General features: G+C 73.1%; 7 protein-coding genes. 5 read left to right on the forward strand and 2 right to left on the reverse strand.

All coding sequences use genetic code 11. The features are described from left to right. Window positions 1-76 precede the first annotated feature (76 nt). Window positions 77-430: a hypothetical protein gene (locus M8I34_RS19550; RefSeq protein ID WP_250050718.1), complete on the reverse strand. Its 354-nt coding sequence runs from the start codon at window positions 428-430 to the stop codon at window positions 77-79. A gap of 285 nt (window positions 431-715) precedes the next feature. Here M8I34_RS19550 and M8I34_RS19555 point away from each other — a divergent pair, with 285 nt between their 5' ends. Then, on the forward strand, window positions 716-1,030 hold the full coding sequence (locus M8I34_RS19555; protein ID WP_250050719.1) for a hypothetical protein: 315 nt from the start codon (window positions 716-718) through the stop codon (window positions 1,028-1,030). Window positions 1,031-1,219: 189 nt separating this feature from the next. On the opposite strand, the gene M8I34_RS41930 is transcribed toward M8I34_RS19555, so the two are convergent. Continuing rightward, window positions 1,220-1,717, reverse strand: a complete 498-nt coding sequence (locus M8I34_RS41930) for an STAS domain-containing protein (RefSeq protein WP_329180008.1) — start codon at window positions 1,715-1,717, stop codon at window positions 1,220-1,222. 481 nt (window positions 1,718-2,198) lie between these two features. Between M8I34_RS41930 and M8I34_RS41340 the strand changes: the two genes are divergently transcribed. From M8I34_RS41340 to M8I34_RS19575, 4 genes are all read left to right on the forward strand, one after another. Further along, entirely contained in the window at window positions 2,199-2,330 is a 132-nt protein-coding gene (locus tag M8I34_RS41340) for a hypothetical protein (RefSeq protein ID WP_284050535.1), read from the forward strand. Window positions 2,331-3,520: 1,190 nt separating this feature from the next. Next, on the forward strand, window positions 3,521-4,729 hold the full coding sequence (locus M8I34_RS19565; protein ID WP_250050720.1) for a cytochrome P450: 1,209 nt from the start codon (window positions 3,521-3,523) through the stop codon (window positions 4,727-4,729). Between the two features lie 180 nt (window positions 4,730-4,909). Then, window positions 4,910-6,265, forward strand: coding sequence for a serine hydrolase (locus M8I34_RS19570; protein WP_250050721.1), 1,356 nt, complete (start codon window positions 4,910-4,912; stop codon window positions 6,263-6,265). 156 nt (window positions 6,266-6,421) lie between these two features. Continuing rightward, on the forward strand, window positions 6,422-25,057 hold the full coding sequence (locus M8I34_RS19575) for a non-ribosomal peptide synthetase (protein WP_250050722.1): 18,636 nt from the start codon (window positions 6,422-6,424) through the stop codon (window positions 25,055-25,057). Window positions 25,058-25,064: the final 7 nt, after the last annotated feature.

The following is a 25,064-nucleotide window of genomic DNA, read 5'->3' on the forward strand; positions in this document are numbered from 1 at the left end:
GGTGGAGAGCCGATTGAGCCGATGCCGGCCCCTGCCGTCAGGCGGGGCGGTTCGGCCCTGGTGTCAGATCCCGGTCCTAGCGCATGGCCCCGCCCCCGGTGTGCATACCGCCGACCGGACGGTGGTGGCGGTGGTGGTGCCTGTGGTGGCCGTGCTTGCAGTGGTGGTGCCTGTGGTGGCCGTGCTTGCAGTGGTGGTGCCTGTGGTGGCCGTGCTTGCAGTGGTGGTGCCTGTGGTGGCCGTACCTGTGGTGGTCGCGGTCACGGTCACGGTCGCCCCTCCGGTGATGGTCGTCGCCGTCGCCGTGTGCCGAGGTCGCGCTGACCGTGGCGCTGTCCTCGACCGTGGGCGCGGCGGTCGCGGTGGGAGCCGTCACCGCGAAAACCGCGGTGATGACGGCTGAGGCGAACAGGGTGCGGGCAGTGCGCATGGGGCATGTTCCTTTCGGCCTACCGCGAAGGACGACACAGCGCCGGCCTCCTGAATCGCAGTAGTAGCGACATATGACCCGCACTCGGCTGTCTTGTCACGGCGCACCACTTGAGAAGGCCGCAAGATCAGCTTTATGGGTGGTGTGAGGGGAAAGTCGACTCTCGGGACAGGGGGGAGCAGAGGCGGGCGGAATCCGGTCTGCCAGTTCTGCCGCGATGCGGTCTTCGCCGTCCGCCGCCGGTTGCCCACGGGCGGCCCGGCGGTGACGTCTTCTCCCTCATATATGCATAGCGCATCGAATTCCGGATGGGGGGCATTGCTTCGTCGTGGCCCGCGGCGCCTCGCCAAGGAAGACCGCTATTCAGTCAACAGCTCGTTGCGGGTCCGGCAGCGCTGCATTTCCTGGACCATCGGCGCGATCGCGGTGCTACTCCTGGCGCGGGTGGACGCCGAGCGCGGTGGCTTGTTACCGGTGGCCTCGATCGAGGCCGAGGCCGTGATCGGGTACGCAAGTACCCGTTTGCCCGCTGAAGTAGCCCTCGGCAAAACCGACTTGGGAGTAGAAATACTCACGGGGCAGCAGATCAGGGCGTGTTGAGGGTCTCGGCTCGCAAGTCCCCATGCGTGACGGTCTGTTACTCGGGTAGGGGAGGAGCGGGCCGGGGCGGGCCGCGGCGGCGGTCACCTCGCGGCAGCGCCCCGGCCCGTATCGCCCCCGGCGCTCGCCGGCCTGGCCCGCAGCCCACGTCCGCGGGCTGCTCAACAGCCCCACAGGGGACGACAGGCCCTAATGCCGGTCGAGAGCCGCGCGCACCACGGTGTTCAGGTCCGCGCCCTGCAAGTCGAGGTGCAGGGCCGAATCCAGGACGTACCGCGGTTGCGCCTGCCAGCCGCGGGTGTGCAGGCGGGTGCGATGGCGGGTGGTGTGCTGGTGCAGACCGCACAGGAAGTGCAGGCCCGTCACGTCCATGAACGGCACCTGCTGCATGTCCAGGACCACACTGGACAGCGTCGCGGGCAGTGAGGCGAGGGCGCGGTCGCATGCGGGATCGGCGGCGCGGTCGATCTCACCGCAGGCCATGAGCAGTACGGTGTCATCCAGATACTGGGTGCTGATGCTGAAAGGAATAACGCCCTCAAAGGTTTGGGGTGGCAGCCTCGAGCAGCCGAACACTGCGGGCACACGGCGGGCGCCGCGTGTGGTCCGGAGTTCACGGGCCGCCACGGCAGGTAGCTGCCGGGGGCCACATCCCGCCTCGCGGAGTGCCGCGCGAGTGAGGCTCACGAGCCGAACCAGGCTGTTCCGTCACCTCACTGTCCCACAACCCGTCGCCAAATCGTAACCGTCGGCATGTCCTCCGACCGGCACACCGGGAGTGACGACGGGGCGTGCGGGCGGTGCATGCGCGTCGCTGTGCCCTGCGGCGCTCGACGGCGAGACCGTGGCGCGGGGCCCTCGATTCGGCAGCTGTCCCGCTCGTGCCGGGCGCCCCGCACGCCGCCGCCGTCGTCGTGCACGTGACTCGGCGAGCGGCAGGCCAACTCGGGTGGCCGGCAGCCGGGTTGCGCATGATGCGGGCATGTCCGGTGCCTCGTCGCCCAGTTGCTTGCGCGCCGGCAAGTAATTCGGCCTCTCTTTCTGCGTAAGCGGCAGGGCAATTACCCGGGCATCCGCCTCGGCCGCAAGGCATGGATTCCAGCCAATTAAGCGACCGTCGAAAGTCGGCCATGGGGGAGGGGATGCCCTGGCCGACGAGTAACCGTGGATGCCGGCCACGATGGCCCATGGGCGCCGTGGCAACGGTCTGGCCTGCTCGGCCTCGATGCGGGCCGTCGGCCCGGTGAACGTCTTCGAGTTCACGGCGCCGGCCGTGGTCCTGGCCCGGATCTGCTCTTGAGGGCTTGCTCTCCCCGCAGTGGTTTGCCAAGGTCTGCTTCTTGCTGAAAGCGGTGGTGGCATCATCGTGCGGCGGGGATGGCGGGTGCTGCCCTTGGAGAGCTGTTCCGCTCTCCAGGAAGTACCCAATGCTCCTCTCCCCGCGTTCAGTTCGAACGGATAGTCGAACTCGCTTGCCTCAGGAGTAACAACGGCCGCTGGCCGGCGAAGGCAAATGGGTTTAAAAATCACTCTCAGTCAGACTGCGGGGGGTTGCTATTATATGACGGGGAGTGAAGACTGTCGGTCAAGCTGGACTGGCGTGAAAGCGCTCGGGGGTCCGGCTCGCTGACAACAGCAAACTGTACCTACCGGTAATGTTTACGTTTCTCTCGTTCCCTTTTGGGTGCCGGTGGCTCGTGTGCGGATCGCCACCCTTTTACTTGCGCGGGGTGCCTGACGCGTGCCATGTGCGAGGGGGTTTTCAGTGGGGGATGTGTGGTAACGAGATGGTCAACGGCGGCTCCGCTGCCGTATGTCCGTGCAACGGTGAATGGCCGGGGAGGGGTTCTGCGGGCTTTTTCATCGATTCGTGAGGCGGGTCCGTCGGCATGCTCTCAGCGGCCTGCGCCCAGGGTGAGGAAGGGTCTCGGTATGCGGAATTCCGCGCCCGGCTCTGTCCGTAATGAGCCGACGTTCCGCTCGCGGTGGTGTTCCGGCCGGCCGTCACGGCTGCTTATTTGTTGCTGTCGCCGCTGACCGCCCGCGCCGTGGTATCCCGGAGCCGTCGACGCCGATCACTGTCCAGTGATGGCCGGCGCCGCCGTGCTCGCGCCGACAAAACCCGGATTCAGGAGCCTGTGCTGTCGTTCGTTGCGGGGTCCGGCGGTTGACCATATCGGCATGCCTTTAACCGGTGTTCACGTTCGCTTTTCTTCATGAGCGGTCGTGTCGTCGGGGACTCTTGATGCCCTTTTGGAGATACCGCACCGGCATCGTGACAGCCGTGCGCTCAAACCTGGCTTCGTCAATTCGCGCACAGGAAGTACAAAATTAATCAGAAGGCCGTCAAGGTCATGAAAGGGCTGTGATAGTAAACCTGTTGCGTCACACGGCGATCCGCTTTTCGAGGGGTATGGCCGCCAACCAGTCCAGCGCCTTAACTGCCGGGGAGGAACGAGCCCTCCCGGACCCGCACTTCAGGGAGTACCGGTGACCAGCAACGAACTGAAAGAGGCACCTTTCGCCTTCGACGATCTGGTCGGCCGGTGGAGCGCCTTGAGCCAGGCCGCCCCCGTACGCCATGACGAGCGGCAGAACCTCTGGCAGGTGCTGGACCACCGGAGCGTCGCCGCCGTGCTCGCCGACCCGGCGACCTACTCCTCGGACTTCTCCGGGCTGACCCCCACCCAGCCGGACTTCGAGACCTTCCGCCAGGGCAACTTCGTCGGCATGGACCCGCCGGAGCACCGCAAGCTGCGCACTCTCGTCAGTCAGGCGTTCACCCCCCGCGTCGTCGCCGGACTCGAACCCAGGATCCACGCCATCACCGCGGAACTGCTCGACGCCGTCGAGGACCGCGACCGGTTCGACGTGGTGGACGCGCTGGCCTATCCGCTGCCCATCCTCGTGATAGCCGAGCTGCTCGGGGTGCCGGCGAGCGACCGCGGGCTGTTCCAGGAGTGGGCGGCCACCCTCTTCGGCGGGGACGAGATAGGCGACGCGCTGGACATGAGCGATGTCGAGCGCGCGCTGGAGGCCATCGCGCCCACCGTGCGCGAGATGAACGGCTACATCCTCGAACACATCCGTCACCACCGGAAACATCCCGGGGAGGGCCTGACCAGCAAGCTGCTGGAGGCCGAAGTGGACGGGGTGGGCATGGCGGACCAGGAGATCGTCGGGTTCGTGGCCCTGCTGCTGGTCGCCGGGCACATCACCACCACCGCCCTGCTGGGCAACGCCGTGCTCAGCTTCGACCAGTACCCCGAGGCCGCCGCCCTGGTGCGCGCGGACCCGGGCAGGCTGCCGGACGCCATCGAGGAAGTGCTGCGCTGGCTGCCGCCCTTCCCCGAGCTGGGGCGCCGCACCACCCGTGAGGTCGAACTCGGCGGCAGGACCCTGCCCGCCGACTCCATCCTGATGGCCAACCTGGCCTCCGCCAACCGCGACCCGGCACGGTTCGCCGATCCCGGCACGTTCCAGGTGAGGCGCAATCCCAACCCGCATCTGACCTTCGGCCACGGCATCCACTTCTGCTTCGGTGCCCCCCTGGCCAGGCTGGAGGCGCGCATCGCGCTGCGCCAACTGCTGGACCGCTTCTCCTGCATCACCGTCCCGAACCGCCGCGAGGTCGAGTTCCAGAACCCGGCCGTCATCGTCAGCGCGCGCCGTCTGCCGTTGGAGGTGCGGAGGGCATAGCGCCGTTCGCACAGGAGGGCGCGCCCGGCTGCACGGGCCGGGCGCGCGTGAGGAGATCGGTCGCCGAGTGCCCTCGGCGATCAGGCCCAGGGGCTGGTTCGCCCACGCCGTGAGCGCGTTGGTTTCACGGCAGGCAGCGTGTCATTCCCCCGTGTTTCGAGTTCCGGGAGTTCCTTTCTCATGCCGCATGCTTCGAGCGCACCGGTCGCGAGCCGGCAGCCGACACACATACGTCGCCTCTTACAAGAACGCCTGGACACGCTCGCGCGTGCCCACCAGGTGCCGGGGGCCCAACTCGCCGTGCAGGTCGACTCGGTGACGTACACGGTCCAGACGGGCGAGGCGGACGTCGCCACGGGCGAGAGGCTCACCGCGGACACGGCGGTGCCGCTGGGCTCCGTCACCAAGCCCTACACGGCCGCGATCGTCATGCTCCTGGCCGCCGACGGAGACCTCGCGCTGACCGATCTCGTCGGCACGCATGTGCCGGAGCTGCGGCGGGCACCCCACCTCACCGTACGGCAGCTGCTCAGCCACACCGGGGGTCTGCCGACCGGGCCCGACTCCGACGACGCGGCGGCGCTGACCCCCGCCCGCTATCTGTCCGCGCACTGCTCCGGCCGGGACGCGGTGTGCGCACCGGGCACCGGTTTCTCCTACTCCAATGCCGGATACGTCGCTGCCGGCCGGCTGATCGAAGCGGTGACGGGCATGTCCTGGCAGGAAGCCGTCCGCGCGCTGGTCCTGGAACCCCTGGGGACCGTGCCCTCCTTCCTCGGCGATGCCGCGCCGACGCGTCCGGTGGCCCGTGGCCACTCCGTGAACGCGACCGCCGGACGCGTGCGCCCGGTGCAGCAGACCCTGGCGCCGGTGGAGGCCCCGGCGGGTGCCCTGCTGGCGAGCGCGCTCGACCTGGTCGCGCTGGGCCGCGCCGTGATCGGACACGGCCCCCGCGCGGTGCTGACGCCCGAGGACGCCGAGGAGATGCGGCGCCCCGTACCGGGTGCCGCTCCGGGCGTGCTGGCGGACGCCTGGGGCCTGGGCCTCGCGCTCTTCCAGCAGGGCACCCAGCAGTGGTGCGGCCATGACGGCAACGCCCAGGGCACCTCCTGCCATCTGCGGGCCGAACCGGACAGCGGCGCGGTGGTCGCCTTCACCAGCAATGCCAACAACGGCACCGACCTGTGGCACGAACTGGCCGAGGACATCGCCCTGATCACCGGGGTGCAGGTCCCGTCGGCCGCGCGCCCGCTCGACCGCGGCCGCGCCGTCGCACTTCCCCAGTGCGCCGGGACGTACCACAACGGAACGGTCGAGTACCAGGTCATGACGGACGCGGAAGGCTCCCTGGCGCTGACCGTGAACGGCGACACCCCCGCGCCCCTGGTCTGTTACGCGGATCTGACCTGTGACCTGGTGGATCCCGCGTCGGGCCGCCGGGTTCCCGGCGGACGCTTCGTGCGTGATCCGGACAGCGGCGCCATCGACCGCCTCCAGATCTCCGGTCGCACGGCACGCCGTACCGCCACCGCCTGAATCGGGCCCGCCGCGGACGAACTTGGTGCGTCTCCCCGCTCCTTCGCACCCGGATCGCCCGATTGCTCCGGCCAGTACCGCCCGGCACCGCTCCGTCGGGCTGCCCGATGCCCTGCCGCATGCACGCCCCGTCCCCGCTGAGAAGGACCGACCTCCATGACGGACCAGCACGAGAGTTCAGCCCCGGAGCCCGCATCGCCGCAGGCCCGGACCGTTCCCCCGGTCCCTGAGGGCGGCCGGGTCCGTCCGGTGCCCGGGTCATCGCTCGGTGACCTCTTCGCCGCGTGGGCGGCCCGCACGCCGGATGCCCCCGCGGTGACGGACGGCCGGCGGACCTGGTCCTACCGTGAGCTCGACGCCCTGGCCAACCGCCTCGCGCACGACCTCATCGGACGCGGGGTGGGGCCGGAGCGGACGGTGGCGGTGGTACTGCCCCGCTCGGTGGAACTCGTCGTCGCGGAACTCGCCGTGGCCAAGGCGGGCGGTGCGTTCCTGCTGGTCGACCCGGACTACCCCGCCGAGCGCCGCACCCTGATGCTGTCCGACGCCGCGCCGGCCGCGGTCATCGACGACCCGGCGCAGACCCGGCCCGCAACGGGGCCGGACCACGCTCCGCAGGACGGCGACCGGCTCGCGCCGCTCCACGCCGAGCACCCCGCCTACGTCATCTACACCTCGGGATCCACCGGAACCCCCAAGGGGGTGACGGTGCCCCACACCGGTCTGGGCGACTTCGCCGCGGCGGCCGCCGCGCAGTACGACGTCACGCCGGGCGACCGCGTCCTCCAGTTCTCGTCCCCGAGCTTCGACGCCTCCGTCCTGGAGTTGTGCATCTCCCTGCTGTCCGGCGCGACCCTCGTCGTGCCGCCCAAGGGGCCGTGGCTGGGGGACGAACTCGCGGCCGTCCTGCGGGACCACCGCATCACCCACGCGCTCATCCCGCCGGCCGCGCTCGCGACCGTGCCCGCCCCGTCGGACGGCAACGGCCTGCCCGAGCTGCGGACCCTGATCGTGGGAGCCGAAGCCTGCCCGGCCGAGCTGGTCGACCGCTGGGCCGCGGGGCGCCGGATGATCAACTCCTACGGTCCCACCGAGGCCACGGTGGTGGCGTCCTGGACCGGACCGCTGGCCGTCGGCGGCGGCACCCCGTCGATCGGCGGGCCGCTGCCGCATGTCCGGGTCCATGTGCTGGACGCGGCGATGCGGCCGGTGCCGGCGGGAAGCAGCGGTGAGCTGTACGTGGGTGGTAGCGGGGTGGCACGCGGCTACCTCGGCCGCCCCGGCCTGACCGCCGCGCGTTTCGTGGCCGACCCGTACGGGCCGCCCGGCACCAGGCTCTACCGCACCGGAGACCTGGCGCGCCGGACCGCGGGCGGCGAGCTGGAATTCCTCGGACGCACCGACCGGCAGGTCAAGGTACGCGGCTTCCGCATCGAACTCGGGGAGATCGAGGCGGCGTTGACCCGCCACCCGCGCGTCGGCGAAGCAGTGGTCATCGTGCGCGAGGACGAGCCCGGGCGGCAGCGGCTCGTCGGCTATGTGACGCCGGGCGACCCCCTCCGGGTTCCGCAGCCCGCGGAGCTGCGCGCCGCGGTCTCGCGCAGTCTGCCGGTCCATATGGTGCCGTCCGCCGTCGTCGTCCTCGACGCGTTCCCGCTGACCGCGCACCACAAGATCGACCGGCGTGCCCTCCCCGCGCCCGGCCCGGCCCGTGTCCCCGACGCGGGTCACGTGGCACCCCGGACACCCGCCGAGCGGGCCCTCGCCGACATCTGGTCCGATGTCCTGTCGGTCCGCGGCATCGGCACCGGGGACGACTTCTTCGAGCTCGGCGGCGACTCCGTCCTGGCCGTACGGGTGCTGTCCCGCATCCGGGAGGTACTCGGCGACCGGCTGTCCGTGCGTGATCTGTTCACCGCCCGGACCATCGCCGCGCTGGTGCCGCTGCTGGGCGACCCGGCCGCCGCGGACCCGGCGACACCGGTCACCCCGGTCCCGCGCGACCGTCCGCTGCCGCTGTCCGGCGCCCAGCAACGACTGTGGTTCCTCGACGACTTGACGGCCGGCGGCACCGAGTACAACACCGGGGTCGGGGTGCGGCTGGGCGGCCCGCTGGATGCCGGTGCGCTGGGCCGCGCCCTGGACCGGCTCGCGGCGCGCCACGACGCGCTGCGCACCACCTTCACCACGGTGGACGGACAGGGCGTGCAACGGGTCGACGGCACCGCCTCGCTGCCGTTGCGCACCGCCGACCTCAGCGCCCTCCCGGCCGACGGCCGCGACGCGGAGGCCGAGCGGCTGCTCGCCGAGGAGCTGGAGACCCCCTACGACCTGAGCGAGGGGCCCCTCACGCGGGCCCTGCTGCTCCGGCTCGCCGACGACGCGCACCTGCTGCTCCTGGCCCAGCACCACATCGTCACCGACGGCTGGTCGGTCGGTGTGCTGGTCCGTGAACTGGCCGCGCTGTACGCCTCCGAGGCGGACGGGAGCCCGGACGGCCTCGGCGAACCGATCCTGCAATACCCCGACTTCGCCGTGTGGGAGCGCGAGCACCCCACCCCCGCCCAGCACGCCGACGACCTGGCGTACTGGAAGCGGCATCTGAGCGGGATACCGCAGCTGGACCTGCCCACGGACCGGCCCCGGCCGCCGGTGCGCACCACCTCCGGCGCGGCACACCGCCACGAGCTGCCGGCGGACCTGGCCGAACGCCTCGGCAGACTCGCCCGGTCCAAGGGCACGACCGTCTTCACCCTGTTCGCCGGGGCGGCCTCGGTGCTGTTCTCCCGCTACAGCGGCCAGCGCGACATCGTGTTCGGCACCGTCACCAACGGACGCAGCCGGCGCGAACTGGAGGAGGTGACCGGCTTCTTCGTCAACACCCTGGTGCTGCGCAGCGACGTCGACCCCGCCGCCACCGTCGACCGGTTCCTGGACACCATGCGGGCGACGCTGCTGGACGCCTTCAGTCACGACAGCGTGCCGTTCGACCGGGTCGTCGAGGAGCTGGCACCGCAGCGGGACCCCAGCCGCACCCCGCTGGTGCAGGTCCTCGTCGTCCAGCAGACCGCGATGGTGCACCCGCGGGAGGCCGGCGGCGTACGGATCGAGGAGCACCCGCTGCCGCGCCCGGCCGCACGGTTCGACCTCGTGCTGGAATTCCTGCCGCGCGGCGACGGGTCCTTCGGGCTGACCGTCGAGTACAACACCGACCTGTTCGACGCCCCGACCGTGGCCCGGATGAGCCGTCAGCTGCACCTCCTGCTGGCGGGCATGGCGGACGGACCGCACCGGAGGGTGGCCGAACTGCCGCTGCTGACGGACGACGAGCGGCGCACCATGCTCGACGCCTGGAACGCCCCGCAGCAGGAGGGCCCGGACACCACGCTGCCCGAACTCCTGGAGGCGCAGACCGCCCGCACCCCCGGCCGGACCGCCGTCGTCTGCGGGGACACCCAGCTCACCTACGACGAGGTGAACCGGCGCGCCAACCGCCTCGCCCGGCTGCTGGCCGCCCGTGGAGTGGGCGCCGAGACCCTGGTGGCGCTGGCCCTGCCGCGCTCGGCAGACCTGGTCGCCGTCCTCTGGGCGGTGCTCAAGGCGGGTGCCGGATATCTGCCGGTGGACCCCGGCTACCCGGCCGAGCGCATCCGCTTCATGCTCGCCGACGCCGCTCCGGCCCTCGTCCTGACCACCCGGGACACGGCCGGCTGCCTGCCCGAGGGCACCGAGCGGCTGGTTTTGGACGACCCGGAGACCGCGGACCGGCTGGCCGGGCACGCGGAGGACGACCTCACCGATGCCGAACGGGTCCGGCCGCTGGATCCGGGCCACCCCGCCTACGTCATCTACACCTCCGGCTCGACCGGCCGCCCCAAGGGCGTGGTGGTCACCCACCGCAGCGTGGCCGACCTGGCGGTCTGGGCGGGAGCACAGTTCGGCCGGCAGCGGCTGACCCATGTGGTGGCCTCCACCTCGCTCAACTTCGATGTGTCCGTCTTCGAACTCCTCTGCCCCCTGCTGTCCGGCGGCAGCATCGAAGTGGTGGCCGATCTGCCGGCCCTCGCCGACCGGCCGGACGACGCGCCGCGGCAGGCCGGGCTCATCAGCGGGGTGCCGTCGGTGATCTCCCGGATGCTCACCCGGGGGGCCGGCACCGTCACGGCCGACACGGTGGTCCTGGCGGGCGAGGCGCTGCCCGCGCAGACCGTACGGGAGATCCGGGAGACGATGCCGTCCTCCCAGGTCGCCAACATCTACGGCCCGACCGAGGCCACGGTGTACGCCACGGCATGGTTCGCCGGCGACGGCACGCCCGAGCAGGCCCCGCCCATCGGACGCCCCGTCGCCCGGACCCGCTGCTACGTCCTGGACAGCATGCTGCGGCCGCAACCCCCGGGGGTGACGGGTGAGTTGTACCTCGGGGGAGGGGGCCTGGCCCGGGGGTACCTCAGGCGTCCCGGGCTGACCGCCGCCCGGTTCCTCGCCGACCCCTTCGCCGGACCCGGCAGCCGGATGTACCGCACCGGCGACCTGGTGCGGTGGACCTCCGACGGTGAGCTGGAGTACGTGGGCCGGGCCGACCAGCAGGTCAAGGTGCGGGGCTTCCGCATCGAGCTGGGCGAGGTCGAGGAGGCGCTGCTGCGCTGTGCGGGGGTGGCCCAGGCGGCCGCCGCCACCCGGGAGAGCGGCGGCCACAAGCGGCTGATCGGCTATGTCGTCCCGGCGCCCGGGGCGGACCTCGTCCCGAGCGCGATCCGGCGCGCCCTGGGCCGCAGCGTGCCCGACTACATGGTCCCCGCTTCTGTCGTCGTCCTGGACGCGATGCCGCTCAACCCCAACGGCAAGCTGGACCGCGCCCGGCTGCCCGCCCCCGACTGGACGGCCGACGGCACGACGGACTACGTGGCGCCGCGCACCGCCACCGAACGGGCGCTCGCCGCCGTGTGGGCCGATGTCCTGCGGGTCGAGCGCGTCGGCGTCGACGACAACTTCTTCTCGCTGGGCGGCGACTCGATCCTCAGCATCCAGGTCGTCGCCCAGGCACGGCAGGCGGGTCTGGCCGTCACCTCGCGCGACGTCTACCGGCACCAGACGGTCGCCGCCCTCGCGCAGTGTGTGGCCGCCGCCGGGCAGCCGGCCCCGGGCCCGGGCCCCGAGGCGGAGGCCACCGGCCCGGCGCCGCTGACGCCCATTCAGCACTGGCTGTTCGAGAGCGACGCCGAGCGGGCCGGCCACTTCGGCCAGACGATGTCCGTCGAGCTGGCCGACGGCCTGGACGCCACGGCGCTGGAAGCCGCCCTGCACGACGTGGTCGCCCACCACGACGCGTTGCGCTCGCGCTTCGTGCCGGACGGCGACGGCCGGTGGCGCCAGCACATCGACGGCGAGGCGCCCGGATGCGTGCTGGGCCGCCACACCGGTCCCGAGGACGACGCCCCGCACCATGGCCCGTTCGACCTGCGCCGCGGCCCCCTGCTGCGTGCGGTGCTCCACGACCGGGGTGACGGGCGGCCCCCCGTCCTGCACCTGGCCGTCCACCACCTGGTGGTCGACGGCGTCTCGTGGCGCCTGCTGCTGGAGGACCTGGACCGGGCCTACCGCGCCCAGCGCGGGGGAGAGGGCGCCGCGCTGCCGCCGAAGTCCTCCCCGCTGCGCCACTGGGCAGGCCGGCTGACCGGGCACGCCGAAACCGGCGGCTTCCAGGACGAGACGGACTACTGGACGACGCTGGCCCGCACCTGCGACCCGGCGCTGCCGGCCGACCTCGCGGGCGCCAACACCTATGCGTCGGCCCGCTCGGTGACCGTGCGCCTCACCCCGGGGGACACCTCCGTCCTGCTGCACACCCTGCCCGGGGCCTTCCGCACCCAGGTCAATGACGTGCTGCTGAGCGCGCTGGGGCGGGTGCTGCACGAGTGGACCGGACACGACCGGGTCCCGGTGGACCTGGAGGGCCACGGGCGGGAGGAACTCTTCACGGACGTGGACCTGAGCCGTACCGTCGGCTGGTTCACGACCCGCTACCCGGTCGCCCTCGCCGTCGCCGGGGACGCGGACTGGGGCACCGTGCTGAAGTCGGTCAAGGAGCAGCTGCGTGCCGTGCCCCGCCGCGGTCTGGGCTACGGCGTCCAGCGGTATCTGACCCGGCCCGACGGCCTGCCGCAGCTGCCGACCGCCGGCATCAGCTTCAACTACCTCGGCCAGTTCGGCCTGCCGGGCGGCGACGGCTGCCTCTACCGCGGTCCGCACCGTGAGCTGGCGCTCGACGCCGACCCCGCGGCGCCGCGGCCGCATGCGCTGGAGGTCGTCGGCCGGCTGGACGGCGACGCGCTGGAATTCACCTGGTTCTACTCGGCGCACCTCCACCACGAGGAGACCGTCGCCCGGCTGGCCGGGGAATTCGCCCGGGCGCTGGGCGACATCGCCCGGCACGGCGCCCGGCCCGGGGCCGGCGGCCGCACCCCCTCCGACTTCCCGCTGGCCGCGCTCGACCAGCCGACGGTGGACCGGCTGGCCGGCGACGGCGGCACCGTCGAGGACATCCACCCGCTCACCCCCACCCAGGCCGGCATGCTCTTCCACCGGCTCTCCCAGGACGACCAGAGCGTCTACTTCCAGCAGCTCACCTTCGTGCTGGACGGTGTGTCCGATCCGCAGGCCCTGGCCGCGGCCTGGCAACAGGTGACGGACCGCACCCCGGTACTGCGCGGGCGCGTCGTATGGCAGGACGTGCCCGAGCCGCTGCTGGTAGTGGAGCGCGGTGTCACCGTGCCGGTCACCCACCTGGACTGGCGCGCCCTGCCGGACGGCGAGCGCCGGGCCCGGCTGCGGGAACTGCTCGACCGCGACCGCCGGCGCGGGATCGACCTCGAAACCGCCCCGCTGCTGCGCCTGGTCCTGGCCCGGCTGTCCGACACCGAGGTGCAGGTGGTGTGGTCCTTCCACCACCTGGTGCTGGACGGCTGGAGCCTGTTCCAGGTGCTCTCCGACGTCTTCCGGTGCCACGCCGCGCTGCGCGACGCGGCGGCCGGGGAGGGTGCCACACCCGCGGACCCGGGCCTGCCCGGCCGCCGGCCCTTCCGCGACTACGTGGCCTGGCTGCAAGACCGCGACTGGGCCGAGGCCGAACGGCACTGGCAAACCCGGCTCGACGGGCTGAGCGAGCCCACCGCACTGCCCTACGACCGTGAGCCCAGGGAGACCCACCGCGCGGAGTCCACCGAGGCGGTGCGCGTCACCCTGTCCGCCGGCACCTCCGGCCGGCTGGACGAGCTGGCCAAGGGCGCGGGCCTGACCATGAACACCCTGGTGCAGGGGGCCTGGGCGCTGCTGCTGGCCCGTCAGACGGGGCGGCCCGACGTCGTCTTCGGCACCACCGTGTCCGGACGGCCGCCGGAACTGCCCGGCGTCGAGGCCATGAACGGCCTGTTCATCGCGACCGTACCGACCCGGCTGACCGTCCCCTCCGACGGCACCCTGACGGACTGGCTGCGCCGGGTGCAGGAGATCCAGACCGACGACCGGCGCTTCGACTTCGTACCGCTCGCCCGGCTGAAGGCCTTCAGCGACCTGCCCGAGCGGGTCGGACTGTTCGACAGCATCGTGGTGTTCGAGAACTACCCCGTCGGCGGCGACCTCGCCGCCGCGCACGGACTGCGGCTGAGCGGCCTCGACGGCATCGAGACCACCAACTATCCGCTCAGCCTGGTCGCCTACCCCGGCCCGGAACTGGCCCTGCGGCTCGGCTACGACCCGGATCTGTTCGACACCGCCACCGTCGAGCGGATGGGCGAGTACCTCACGGTGCTGCTGGAGGGCATGGCCGCCGACGACCGGCGCCCGCCCGCGCGGCTGCCGGTGCTCGGCGCGGCACGCCGGCGCCAGGTGGTCGAGGAGTGGAACGACACCTCCGCCGCACTGCCCGAGGGCACGGTGGCCGAGCTGTTCGCCGCCCAGGCCCGGCGCACCCCCGACGCCACGGCCCTGGACGCCGACGGTGTCTGCCTGACCTACCGCGAACTCGACGCCCGTACCGATGCGTTGGCCCGCAGACTGACCGGGCTCGGCGTGCGTCCGGAGTCCCCGGTCGGCGTCCTCATGGACCGGTCGGCCGCACTGGTCGTCGCCCAGCTGGCCCTCGTCAAGGCGGGCGGTGTGTACGTCCCGCTGGACGGCCGCGCCCCGCGGGAGCGGCTGCGGCAGGTGCTGGGGGAGACCACGGCGGACCTCGTGCTCACCGACTGCGCATGGGAGGAGACCGCCCGCGAGGTGGCTCCCGGCGGGCACACCCTGCTGGTGACGGACCAGGGCGCACCGCCCGCGCCGTCCGGCACCGCCGACGTGGAGGGCGCACCCCTGCCCGTCCTCCACCCCGACAACGTGCTCTACCTGATGTTCACCTCCGGCTCCACCGGCCGCCCCAAGGGGGTCGCGGTGCGCCACCGGGACGTCGTGGCGCTCGCCTTCGACCGCGCCTTCGACGGACACGACCGGGTCCTGGTGCACTCCCCGCAGGCCTTCGACGCGGCCACCTACGAACTGTGGGTGCCGCTGCTGCGCGGCGGCCGGGCCGTCCTGGCCCCGCCTGCCGACGTGGACGCCACCACGGTGCGCCGGGCGGTCTCCGAACAGGGCGTCAGCTGTCTGTGGCTGACCGCCGGGCTGTTCCGCCTGCTGGCCCAGGAGGACCCCGAGTGCCTGCGGGGTGCCCGGGAGGTGTGGACCGGCGGCGAGGCCGTGCCGGGTGCCGCGGTACGCCGCGTCCTCGACGCCTGCCCCGGCCTGACCGTGGTCGACGGCTACGGCCCCACCGAGACGACCACCTTCGCGACCCGGCGCATCTTCCGCTCCGGTGACCCGCTGCCCGCGGCCCTGCCCATCGGACGGCCCCTGGACAACACCCGCGTCTACGTCCTGGACGACGCCTTGCAGCCCCAGCCGCCGGGCATCCCGGGGGAGCTGTACATCGCCGGTGCCGGGCTCGCCCGCGGCTACGGCGGCCGCCCCGGCGCGACAGCCGAACGCTACCTGGCCGACCCGTTCGGACCGGCTGGGACCCGGATGTACCGCACCGGCGACATCGTGCGCTGGAGCGCCGACGGCGAACTCCACTTCGTGGGGCGCGCCGACGACCAGATCAAGATCCGGGGCTTCCGCGTGGAACCGGCGGAGATCGAGGCCGTGCTCACCCGCCACCCCGCGGTCGCCGAAGCAGTACTGACCGTCCCCGAGGACGGCGGCCGCAAGCGCCTGGCCGCCTACCTCGTACCCGCCCCGGGCGCGACGGTGCCGCAGGCGGAGGATCTGCGTGCCTTCCTCGCCGCCGAACTGCCCGACTACATGCTCCCCGCCGCGTTCGTGACCCTGGACGCGCTGCCCCTCACGCGCAACGGAAAGGTGGACCGGCGCAGGCTGCCCGCCCCCGACTGGTCGGCCGCCGCGTCCGGTGAGCACCTCGCGCCGCGCACCGAGGCCGAGCGGATCCTCGCGGAGATCTGGTGCGCACTGCTGGGCGTCGACCGGGTGGGGGTCGAGGACAACTTCTTCATGCTGGGCGGCGATTCGATCCTCAGCATCCAGGTAGTCTCGCGGGCCCGCCGGGCCGGCCTGACCCTGACTCCCCGGGACCTGTTCCGTCACCCCACCGTCGCCGCCCTGGCGGCCGCCACCGGTGCCGCCGCACCCGTCGCCGGCACCGGCCCGGTGACCGGGGACGTCGCCCTCACCCCGATCCAGCACTGGTTCCTCGACGCCCGGCCGCAACGCCCGGGGTACTTCAACCAGTCCGTCGTCATCGAACTGGCCGAGGACCCCGATCCGCAGGCCCTGCAACGTGCCCTGCACGCCCTGTGGACCCACCACGACGCCCTGCGGGCCCGCTTCGCGCAGCGGGCGGACGGGACCTGGCACCAGCACTGCCCGGCCCCGGACGCGACGGAACCGCGGCTGGAGGTGCACGACCTCAGCGGGCGGGACGACGAGGAGTGCGCGGCCGCGGCCGAGGCCGCCATGGCCGAGGCGCACGCCGGCTTCCGGCTGGCGGACGGACCCCTGCTCGCCGCCCGGCTGTTCACCAGTGACGCGACCCGCCCGCCGCGGCTGTTCCTGACCGTGCACCACCTGGTGGTCGACGGGGTCTCCTGGCGGGTGCTGCTGGAGGACCTGGAGAGCGCCTACCAGCAGGCGCGCACCAGCGGGCCGGTCAGCCCGCTCGCCCGGACCACCTCGGTGCAGGAATGGGCCCGGCGGCTGCACGCGCACACCGAGACCGGCGGGTTCGCCGGCGAGAGCGCGCACTGGAGCGCGGTGGCCGCACACTGCGCGGCGCCGCTGCCCGTCGACGCCGACGGGAGCAACACCATCGCCGACCTGCGCTCGGTCACCGTCCGTCTGGACCGCCAGCGGACCGGCGACCTGTTGCAGAAGGTGCCCGCCGTCTACCGCACCCAGATCAACGACGTGCTGCTCACGGCGCTCGGCCGGGTGCTGGCCGACTGGACCGGACAGCGCACCGTCGCCGTCGGTCTGGAAGGGCACGGCCGCGAGGACCACCTCTTCGACGGCGTCGACCTGTCCCGTACGGTCGGCTGGTTCACCACCCTGTTCCCCGTCGCCCTGGACGTGCCGGCCGGCGACTGGGCCGCGGCGCTCAAGTCCGTCAAGGAGCAGTTGCGTGCGGTCCCCGGCCGGGGTCTCGGCCACGGGGCGCTGCGGCACCTCGGCACCGACGGCGGACTCACCGCCACGCCCCAGCCCCGGATCAGCTTCAACTACCTCGGCCGGTTCGACTGGTCGGGCGACGGCGGGCTGATCCGCGCGGTGCGCGGCGGACTGGACGGCGCCGCCGCACCCGAGTCCGGCCGGCCGCACCTGCTGGACGTGGTGGGCCGGGTCGAGGAGCGATGCCTCGAACTGACCTGGTACTACAGCAGCGGAGTGCACCGCGAGGAGACCGTCACCGCGCTGGCCACGGGCATGCTCACGGCGCTGGAGGACATCGTCGCCCACTGCGCGGGACCGGACGCCGGCGGCCGCACCCCCTCCGACTTCCCGCTGGCCCGCCTCGACCAGGCGTCCGTGGACCGGGTCGCGGCGGACGGCCGCGCCGTGGAGGACATCTACCCGCTGACCCCGATGCAGGCCGGGATGCTGTTCCACAGCCTGATGGACCCGGCCTCGCACACCTACTTCAACCAGGTCCAGCTGGTGCTCTCCGGCGTCACCGACCCCGTCGCGCTTGCCACGGCCTGGCAGCAGACGGCCGACGCCAACCCGATGCTCCGCACCCGGCTGGTGTGGGAGGAGACCGCCGAGCCGCTCCAGGTCGTCCAGCCCCGTGCCACCGTGCCCGTCACCCACCACGACTGGTCCGGGCGGAGCGCCGACGCGGCCGAGCGCGCGCTGACCACCCTGCTCGCCGAGGACCGGGCGGCCGGTCTCGACCTCGCCGCCGCCCCGCTGATGCGGCTGGCCCTGATCAGGCTGTCCGCCGACCGGGTCCGGCTCGTCTGGACCTTCCACCACATCCTGCTCGACGGCTGGAGCGCGGCCCAGGTCTTCGACGAGGTCTGCGAACGGTACGCGGCGCTCACCGGCGACCGCCGCCCCCAGGTCCCCTCCCGCCCGCCCTTCGCCGGCTACCTGCGTTGGCTGGCGGAGCAGGACACCACACAGGCCGAACAGCACTGGCGCACCGCGCTGGCCGGATTCACCTCGCCCACCGAACTCCCGCGGGACCGCAAGCCCCTGGAGGCCCACCGCGCCTCGTCCTCCGGCTCGGTCCGCGTCACGCTGGACGAGACGGACTCCGCGCGGCTGCGGGAGATGGCACAGCAGTCCGGCCTCACCATGAACACCGTCCTCCAGGGTGCCTGGGGACTGTTGCTGTCCCGCTACAGCAACAACGACGACGTGGTCTTCGGCACCACCGTCTCCGGGCGGCCCGCCGCGCTGCCCGGTGTGGAGTCCATGGTCGGTCTGTTCATCAACACCCTGCCCACCCGGGTACGGGTCGACGGGCAGCGCGCGCTGCTGGACTGGCTGCGCGCCCTCCAGACGGCGCAGTCGGAGTCCCGTCGCTTCGACTTCGTCTCCCTGACCGACCTCCGGGCCTGGAGCGAAGTCCCCCACGGGACGAGCCTGTTCGACAGCATCGTGGTCTTCGAGAACTACCCCTTCGACAGCGACGCCCTCTCCCGGCACGGCCTGGGCATCCAGCAGGAACGCGACCTGGAGCCGACCAACTACCCGCTGAGCGTGATCGTCGCCCCCGGCGAACGCCTCACCGTGGCCCTGGACTACGACCCGGCGGCCTTCGACGCCACGACGGTCGAGCGGCTGGGCGCGTGCCTGCGCGTCCTGCTGACGGAGATGGCGGCCGATCCGGACCGCCGGCTGGGGGACCTGCCGCTGCTCACCGAGGAGGAACACGACCGCGTCCTGCGGGAGTTCGGGGGGCCGGACGCCCCGCAGCCGGGGCGCGTCCTGCCCGAGGTGTTCGAGGAGCAGGCGAGCCGCACCCCGCACGCCGCGGCCGTGCTGGCCGGGGACGAGCGCCTCATCTACCGGGAGCTGAACGAACGCGCCAACCGGCTGGCGCGGCTGCTGATCGCCTCGGGCGCGGGCCCGGAGCGGTTCGTCGCCCTCGCGCTGCCGCGCACCGCGGACCTGATCGTGGCCCTGCTGGCCGTGCTCAAGAGCGGCGCGGGCTATCTGCCGGTCGATCCCAAGTACCCGGCCGAGCGCGTCGCGTTCCTGTTCGACGACATCGGACCGGACATCGTGCTCACCACCCCCGAACTGGCCGGCCGGCTGCCGGCGGGGCCCGCCACCCGGATCGTGCTGGACGACCCCGCGTGGGCGGACCGGCTCGCCGCGCAGTCCGCCGCCGACCTCGTCGACGGTGAACGGACCGGTGCGCTGCTGCCCGCCCACCCCGCCTATGTCATCCACACCTCGGGATCGACGGGCCTGCCCAAGGGCGTGGTGGCGACCCACGGTTCGGTGGTGTCCCTGGCCGACTGGGCGGCCGCCGAGTTCGGCGGCCGGGGCCTGTCCCACGTCGTGGCCTCCACCTCGCTGAACTTCGATGTGTCGGTCTTCGAGATCTTCAGCCCGCTGCTGTCCGGCGGCTGCGTCGAGATCGTGAGCGACCTGCTGGCCCTGGCCGAACGCTCCGCCCCCTGGACCGCGAGCCTGCTCAGCGCCGTCCCCTCGGCCCTGGGCCAGCTCCTCGCCGAGGACACCGTCCACGTCACCGCGGACACCGTGGTGCTGGCCGGTGAGGGGCTCGCCGCCCGCACCGTCCGCGAGGTCCGCGCCGCCGTCCCGGGCTGCCGGGTCGCCAACATCTACGGCCCCACCGAGGCCACCGTCTACGCCACCGCCTGGTACTGCGACCCCGCGGACCCGGACCGCACCCCGCCGATCGGCAGCCCCGTCGCCGGCGCCCGCGCCTACGTCCTCGACCCGTACCTGCGGCCGGTCCCGGTCGGGGTCCCCGGCGAGCTCTACCTCGCCGGCACCGGCGTGGCGCGCGGGTACTTCGCGCGGCCCGGACTGACCGCCGGGCGCTTCCTGGCGGACCCGTTCGGCCCCGCCGGCGAGCGGATGTACCGCACCGGCGACCTCGTGCGCTGGGACGCCGAGGGGCAGCTGGAGTACCTCGGCCGGACCGACGACCAGGTCAAGGTGCGCGGCTTCCGCATCGAACTGGGTGAGGTGGAGGCCGCGCTGGCCCGGCACCCCGACGTGGCCGAGGCCGCCGCGCGGGTCGTCGAGACCGACGGCCACAAGCGCCTGGTGGGCTATGTGGTCGCACGGGGCGCGGCGAGCGCCGATCCCGCCGCGCTGCGTGCCTTCCTCGCGCAGAGCCTGCCCGACCACCTGGTCCCCGCGGTCGTCGTCCCCCTGGAGCGGCTGCCGCTGGGAGCGACCGGCAAACTCGACCGGCGCGCCCTGCCCGCACCCGACTGGGCCGCCCCGGCCGCCGGTTACGTCCCACCGCGCACGGACACCGAGAAGGTGCTCGCCGGGATCTGGGCCGACGTGCTGCGTGTCGACCAGGTGGGCGCCGAGGACAACTACTTCGCGCTCGGCGGGGACTCGATCCTCAGCATCCAGATCGTCTCCGCGGCCCGCCGCGCGGGCCTCGCGCTGACCCCGCGCCATCTGTTCGTCCACCAGACCGTCGCCGCGCTGGCCGCGGCCGCCGAGCAACTGCCGGTCGCGGTGTCCACCGCCGAACAGGGCCCGGTGGTCGGCGAGGTGCCGCTCACCCCCGTCCAGCACTGGCTGTTCGACAACGTGCCGGACAGTCCCGGGCACTTCACCCAGTCGCTCTCCTTCCAGCTGGCCGCCGAGGTCGACGAGGGCGCGCTGCGTGCCGCCCTGGCCGCGGTGCTGGAGCACCACGACGCCCTGCGCATGGGCTACGAGGCCACCGGCGACGGCCACTGGCGCCAGTACGGCGCGGCGCCCGGTGCGGCGCCCGCACTGGAGGTGCACGACCTCTCCCGCCGGGCGCCGCAGGAGCGCGCGGATGAACTGCGCGCGCTGACCCGCGACCTGTGCGCCGGTTTCGACCTGGCCGGCGGGCCGCTGCTGAAGACCGCGCTGTGCCACCTGGGCGACCAGGACCGCCCGGTCCTGGTACTGGCGGCCCACCACCTGGTCGTCGACGCGGTGTCCTGGCGCATCATCCTGGAGGACCTCGACACCGCCTACCGGCGCGTGCGGGCCGGGGGCCGGGCCGCGCTCGGCCCCAAGACCACCTCGTTCCGCGCCTGGGCGCAGCGGCTGCACGACCACACCGCCGCCGGCGGCTTCGACGACGAACTCGCCCACTGGAGCGGGCCGGACGGCCATCCGGACCTGCCCATCGACCGCACGGGCCGCAACTCCGCGGACTCCGAGGACACCGTGACCGTCCGCCTGGAGGCCGAGGAGACCCGACGGCTGCTCCAGGACGTCCCGGACGTCTACCGGACCCGGATCAACGACGTCCTGCTGTGCGCCCTGGGCCGGGTGCTGGCCCGCTGGACCGGGCACGACCGGGTACGGATCGGGCTGGAGGGCCACGGCCGCGAGGAGATCTTCGACGATGTCGACCTCTCCCGCACCGTCGGCTGGTTCACCACCATGTTCCCGGTCGCGCTCGACCTGCCGCCGCACGCGGACCTCGCCACGGCGCTGAAGTCCGCCAAGGAGGGCCTGCGGACGCTGCCCCGCCACGGCCTGGGACACGGTGCGCTGCGCCATCTGCGCACCCCGGCGGCCACCGGGCTCCCGGCCGACCCGCAGATCGCCTTCAACTACCTCGGCCAGCAGGACTGGAGCGCGTCCGGGGGCGGCGGTCTGCTGCACGCACCGTACGGCGCGCTGGAAGGCGACATGGACCGGGCGGCCGACCGGCCGCACCTGATCGACGTCGTCGGGCTGGTGACGGACAAACGGCTGGAGTTCACCTGGTCGTACTCGAAGAACCTGCACCTGCGGACCACCGTGGCGAAGCTGGCCGAGGAGATGGCCGCCGAGCTGCGGGAGATCGTGCGGCACTGCGCGGAACCGGACGCCGGGGGCCGCACCCCCTCCGACTTCCCGCTGGCCGGCCTGGACCAGGAGACCGTCGACCGGCTCGTCGGCGACGGCCGGGACGTCACGGACGTCTATCCGCTGACCCCCACGCAGACCGGACTGGTCTTCCACGGGCTCGACGAGCCCGACCAGGGGCTCTACGTCGAGCAGGCCACCTTCGTCCTGGACGGCGTGCGCGACTCCCGGCTGCTGGCCGCCGCCTGGCAGCACGTCGTCGACCGCACCCCCGTGCTGCGCAGCGCGGTGGTCCTGCACGAGGTGCCGGTGCCCCTCCAGACCGTCCACCGCGCCGTCACCCTGCCCGTCACCGCACTCGACTGGAGCGCCCTGGCGCAGGACGAGCGCGACACCGCACTGGAGCGGCTGCTCGCCGACGACCGGGACCGCGGGCTCGCCCTGGACCGGGCGCCGCTGCTGCGGCTCACCCTCATCCGGCTCTCCCCGGCAGAGGTACGGGTCGTATGGACCTTCCACCATGTGCTGCTCGACGGGTGGAGCGTCTTCCAGGTCCTCTCGGACGTCTTCGCCTGCCATGCGGCGCTCGCCCGGGGCACCGACCCCGAGCTGCCGGACCGCAGGCCGTTCGCCGACTACGCCGCCTGGCTCGCCGCCCACGACACGGCCCCGGCCGAGGAGCACTGGCGCCGGGCACTGGCGGGCCTGTCCGCGCCCACCCCGCTGCCCTACGACCGCCGCCCGGCCCCGGGCGCCGCCACCCGTGCCGGCACCTGGCTCTCGCAGCGGCTCGGCGAGCAGGAGAGCACCGCACTCCAGGACTTCGCCCGGCGCCACCACCTCACCCTCAACACGGTCGTCCAGGGGGTCTGGGGCCTGCTGCTGTCGCGCTGGAGCGGACAGCGCGACGTGTGCTTCGGCACGACGGTCTCCGGCCGGCCCGCGGACCTGACCGGCGCCGACTCCATCACCGGCCTGTTCATCAACACCCTGCCGGTGCGGTGCGACGTGGACGGCGGTGCGGCCCCGGCCGACTGGCTGCGGGGGCTCCAGTCCGCGCAGGCCAACGCCCGTGGCTTCGACCACGTCCCGCTGTCCGAGCTGCGCGCCTGGAGCGAACTGCCCGCCGGCTCACCGCTGTTCGAGAGCCTGGTGGTCTTCGAGAACTACCCGATCAACGACACCGCGGCCACCGCACACGGCCTGAGCGTCCGTGATCTGCACGCCCTGGAGGCCACCAACTACCCGCTCACCGTGGTGGTCTCGCCCGACACCCGCCTGAGCGTCGAACTCGGCTACGACCCGCGGTACTTCGAGGAGTCCACCGCCGCGTCGCTGGCCGCCCAGCTGGTGCATACCCTGGGTGCCCTGGCGGCACCCGGCGGCGCGCCGAGCGTGGACGCGCTCGACATCCTGCCGCCGGACGAGCACGAGCGGCTGACCGCGCGGCCGCCCGCCGACACGGTCCCGCCGGCCACCCTGGCCGCGCTCGTCGAGACGGCCGTCGACCGGTGGCCGGACGCCCCCGCGGTGACCGCACCGGACCTCCGGCTCTCCTTCGCGCAACTGGAGGCACGGGCCAACCGTCTGGCGCACCATCTCGTCACCCGGGGCGCGGGCCCCGGTGACGTCGTCGCCCTGGTCCTGCCGAGGTCGGCCGACATGATCGTCGCCCAGCTCGCGACCGCCAAGGCCGGCGCCGCCTACCTGCCGGTGGACCCCGGGTACCCGGCCGAGCGGATCGCGCTGATGCTGCGCGACGCCGCCCCGGCCGTCACCCTGGAGGCCGACGAGGTACGAGACCTCCTGGCCGCCGAGGACGACACCGCACCGGGCCACCGGCCCACCGACCGGGACCGCGTCCGCCCGCTCGACCTCGACGACCCGGCCTATGTGATCTACACGTCCGGCTCCACCGGCACCCCCAAGGGCGTGGTCGTCACCCACCGCGGCCTGGCGGGCTTCGCCGCCGCCGAGGCCGACCACTACCAAGTGCGGCCGGGCGACCGGGTACTGGCCTTCGCCACCCCCAGCTTCGACGCCTCGGTACTGGAGCTGTGCATGGCCCTGCCGGCCGGTGCCCGCCTCGTGGTGCCGCCGCCCGGACCACTGCTCGGCGAGCACCTGGCCGAGGTGCTGCGCGGGGAACGCATCACCCACACCCTGCTGCCGCCCGCCGCGCTCGCCACCGTGCCGCCGGCCACCGCGGGGACGCTGCCGGACCTGCGCACGCTCATCGTCGGCGCGGACGCCTGCGGCGCCGACCTGGTCGGCCGCTGGGCCCCGCACCACCGGATGATCAACTCCTATGGGCCCACCGAGGCCACGGTCGTCGCCACCTGGTCGGGACCGCTCCTGCCCGACGGCGCGGCGCCCCCCATCGGCCGCCCGCGACAGGGCAGCGGGGTCCATGTGCTCGACGGGCGGCTGCGACCGGTCGCCGACGGCGTCCCGGGCGAACTGTGGATCAGCGGGCCCTCCCTGGCCCGCGGCTATCTCCACCGCCCGGGACTGACGGCCACCCGGTTCACCGCCGACCCGTACGGCGCACCGGGCGACCGGATGTACCGCACGGGCGACCTGGTCCGACGCGACGCCCGGGGCGAGCTCCACTACCTGGGCCGCACCGACCACCAGATGAAGCTGTACGGCCACCGGATCGAGGCGGGCGAGGTCGAGGCGGCCCTGGTGAGCCACCCGGCCGTGCGGGACGCCGTGGTGACCGTACGGGAGGACGAGCCCGGCACGCCGCGGCTGGTGGCCCATCTGCTCGCCGCACCGGACACCGACGTCCCGGCCGGCGCGGAGCTGCGCGCCTACGCCGCCCGGACACTGCCCGGCCACATGGTCCCCTCGGCCTTCGTCGTCCTGGAGCGCTTCCCGCTCACCGAGAACGGCAAGACCGACCGCGCCGCCCTGCCCGCGCCCGGCCCGGACCCGCACGAGCCCGCCGCGCACGTCGCCCCGCGCACCCCCACCGAGGAATTCCTCGCGGACGTGTGGGCCCAGGCCCTGGAGACGACCGTGGGCGTCGAGGACGACTTCTTCGCCCTGGGCGGCGACTCGCTGCGCAGCCTGCTCATCGCCTCCCGGACCAACGAGACCTTCGGCGTGGCCCTCACCCCCCGGGACGTGCTGACCGCCCGCACGGTCGCCGCCCTTGCGGACCTGGTGGAGGAACACGTCCTGCGCGAACTCGAAGACGCCGCCCGCGGCAACAGCGACCACAACGAACGGTGAGGAACGA

The sequence above is a fragment of the Streptomyces sp. MCA2 genome, assembly GCF_023544705.1.
Classification (GTDB): domain Bacteria; phylum Actinomycetota; class Actinomycetes; order Streptomycetales; family Streptomycetaceae; genus Streptomyces; species Streptomyces decoyicus.

Bases quoted from the DNA above. Each gene is read 5' to 3' on its own strand.
- M8I34_RS19550 (WP_250050718.1), bottom strand. From the start codon at position 430: ATGCGCACTGCCCGCACCCTGTTCGCCTCAGCCGTCATCACCGCGGTT.
- M8I34_RS19575 (WP_250050722.1), top strand. From the start codon at position 6,422: ATGACGGACCAGCACGAGAGTTCAGCCCCGGAGCCCGCATCGCCGCAG.
- M8I34_RS19570 (WP_250050721.1), top strand. From the start codon at position 4,910: ATGCCGCATGCTTCGAGCGCACCGGTCGCGAGCCGGCAGCCGACACAC.
- M8I34_RS19555 (WP_250050719.1), top strand. From the start codon at position 716: ATGCATAGCGCATCGAATTCCGGATGGGGGGCATTGCTTCGTCGTGGC.
- M8I34_RS41340 (WP_284050535.1), top strand. From the start codon at position 2,199: ATGCCGGCCACGATGGCCCATGGGCGCCGTGGCAACGGTCTGGCCTGC.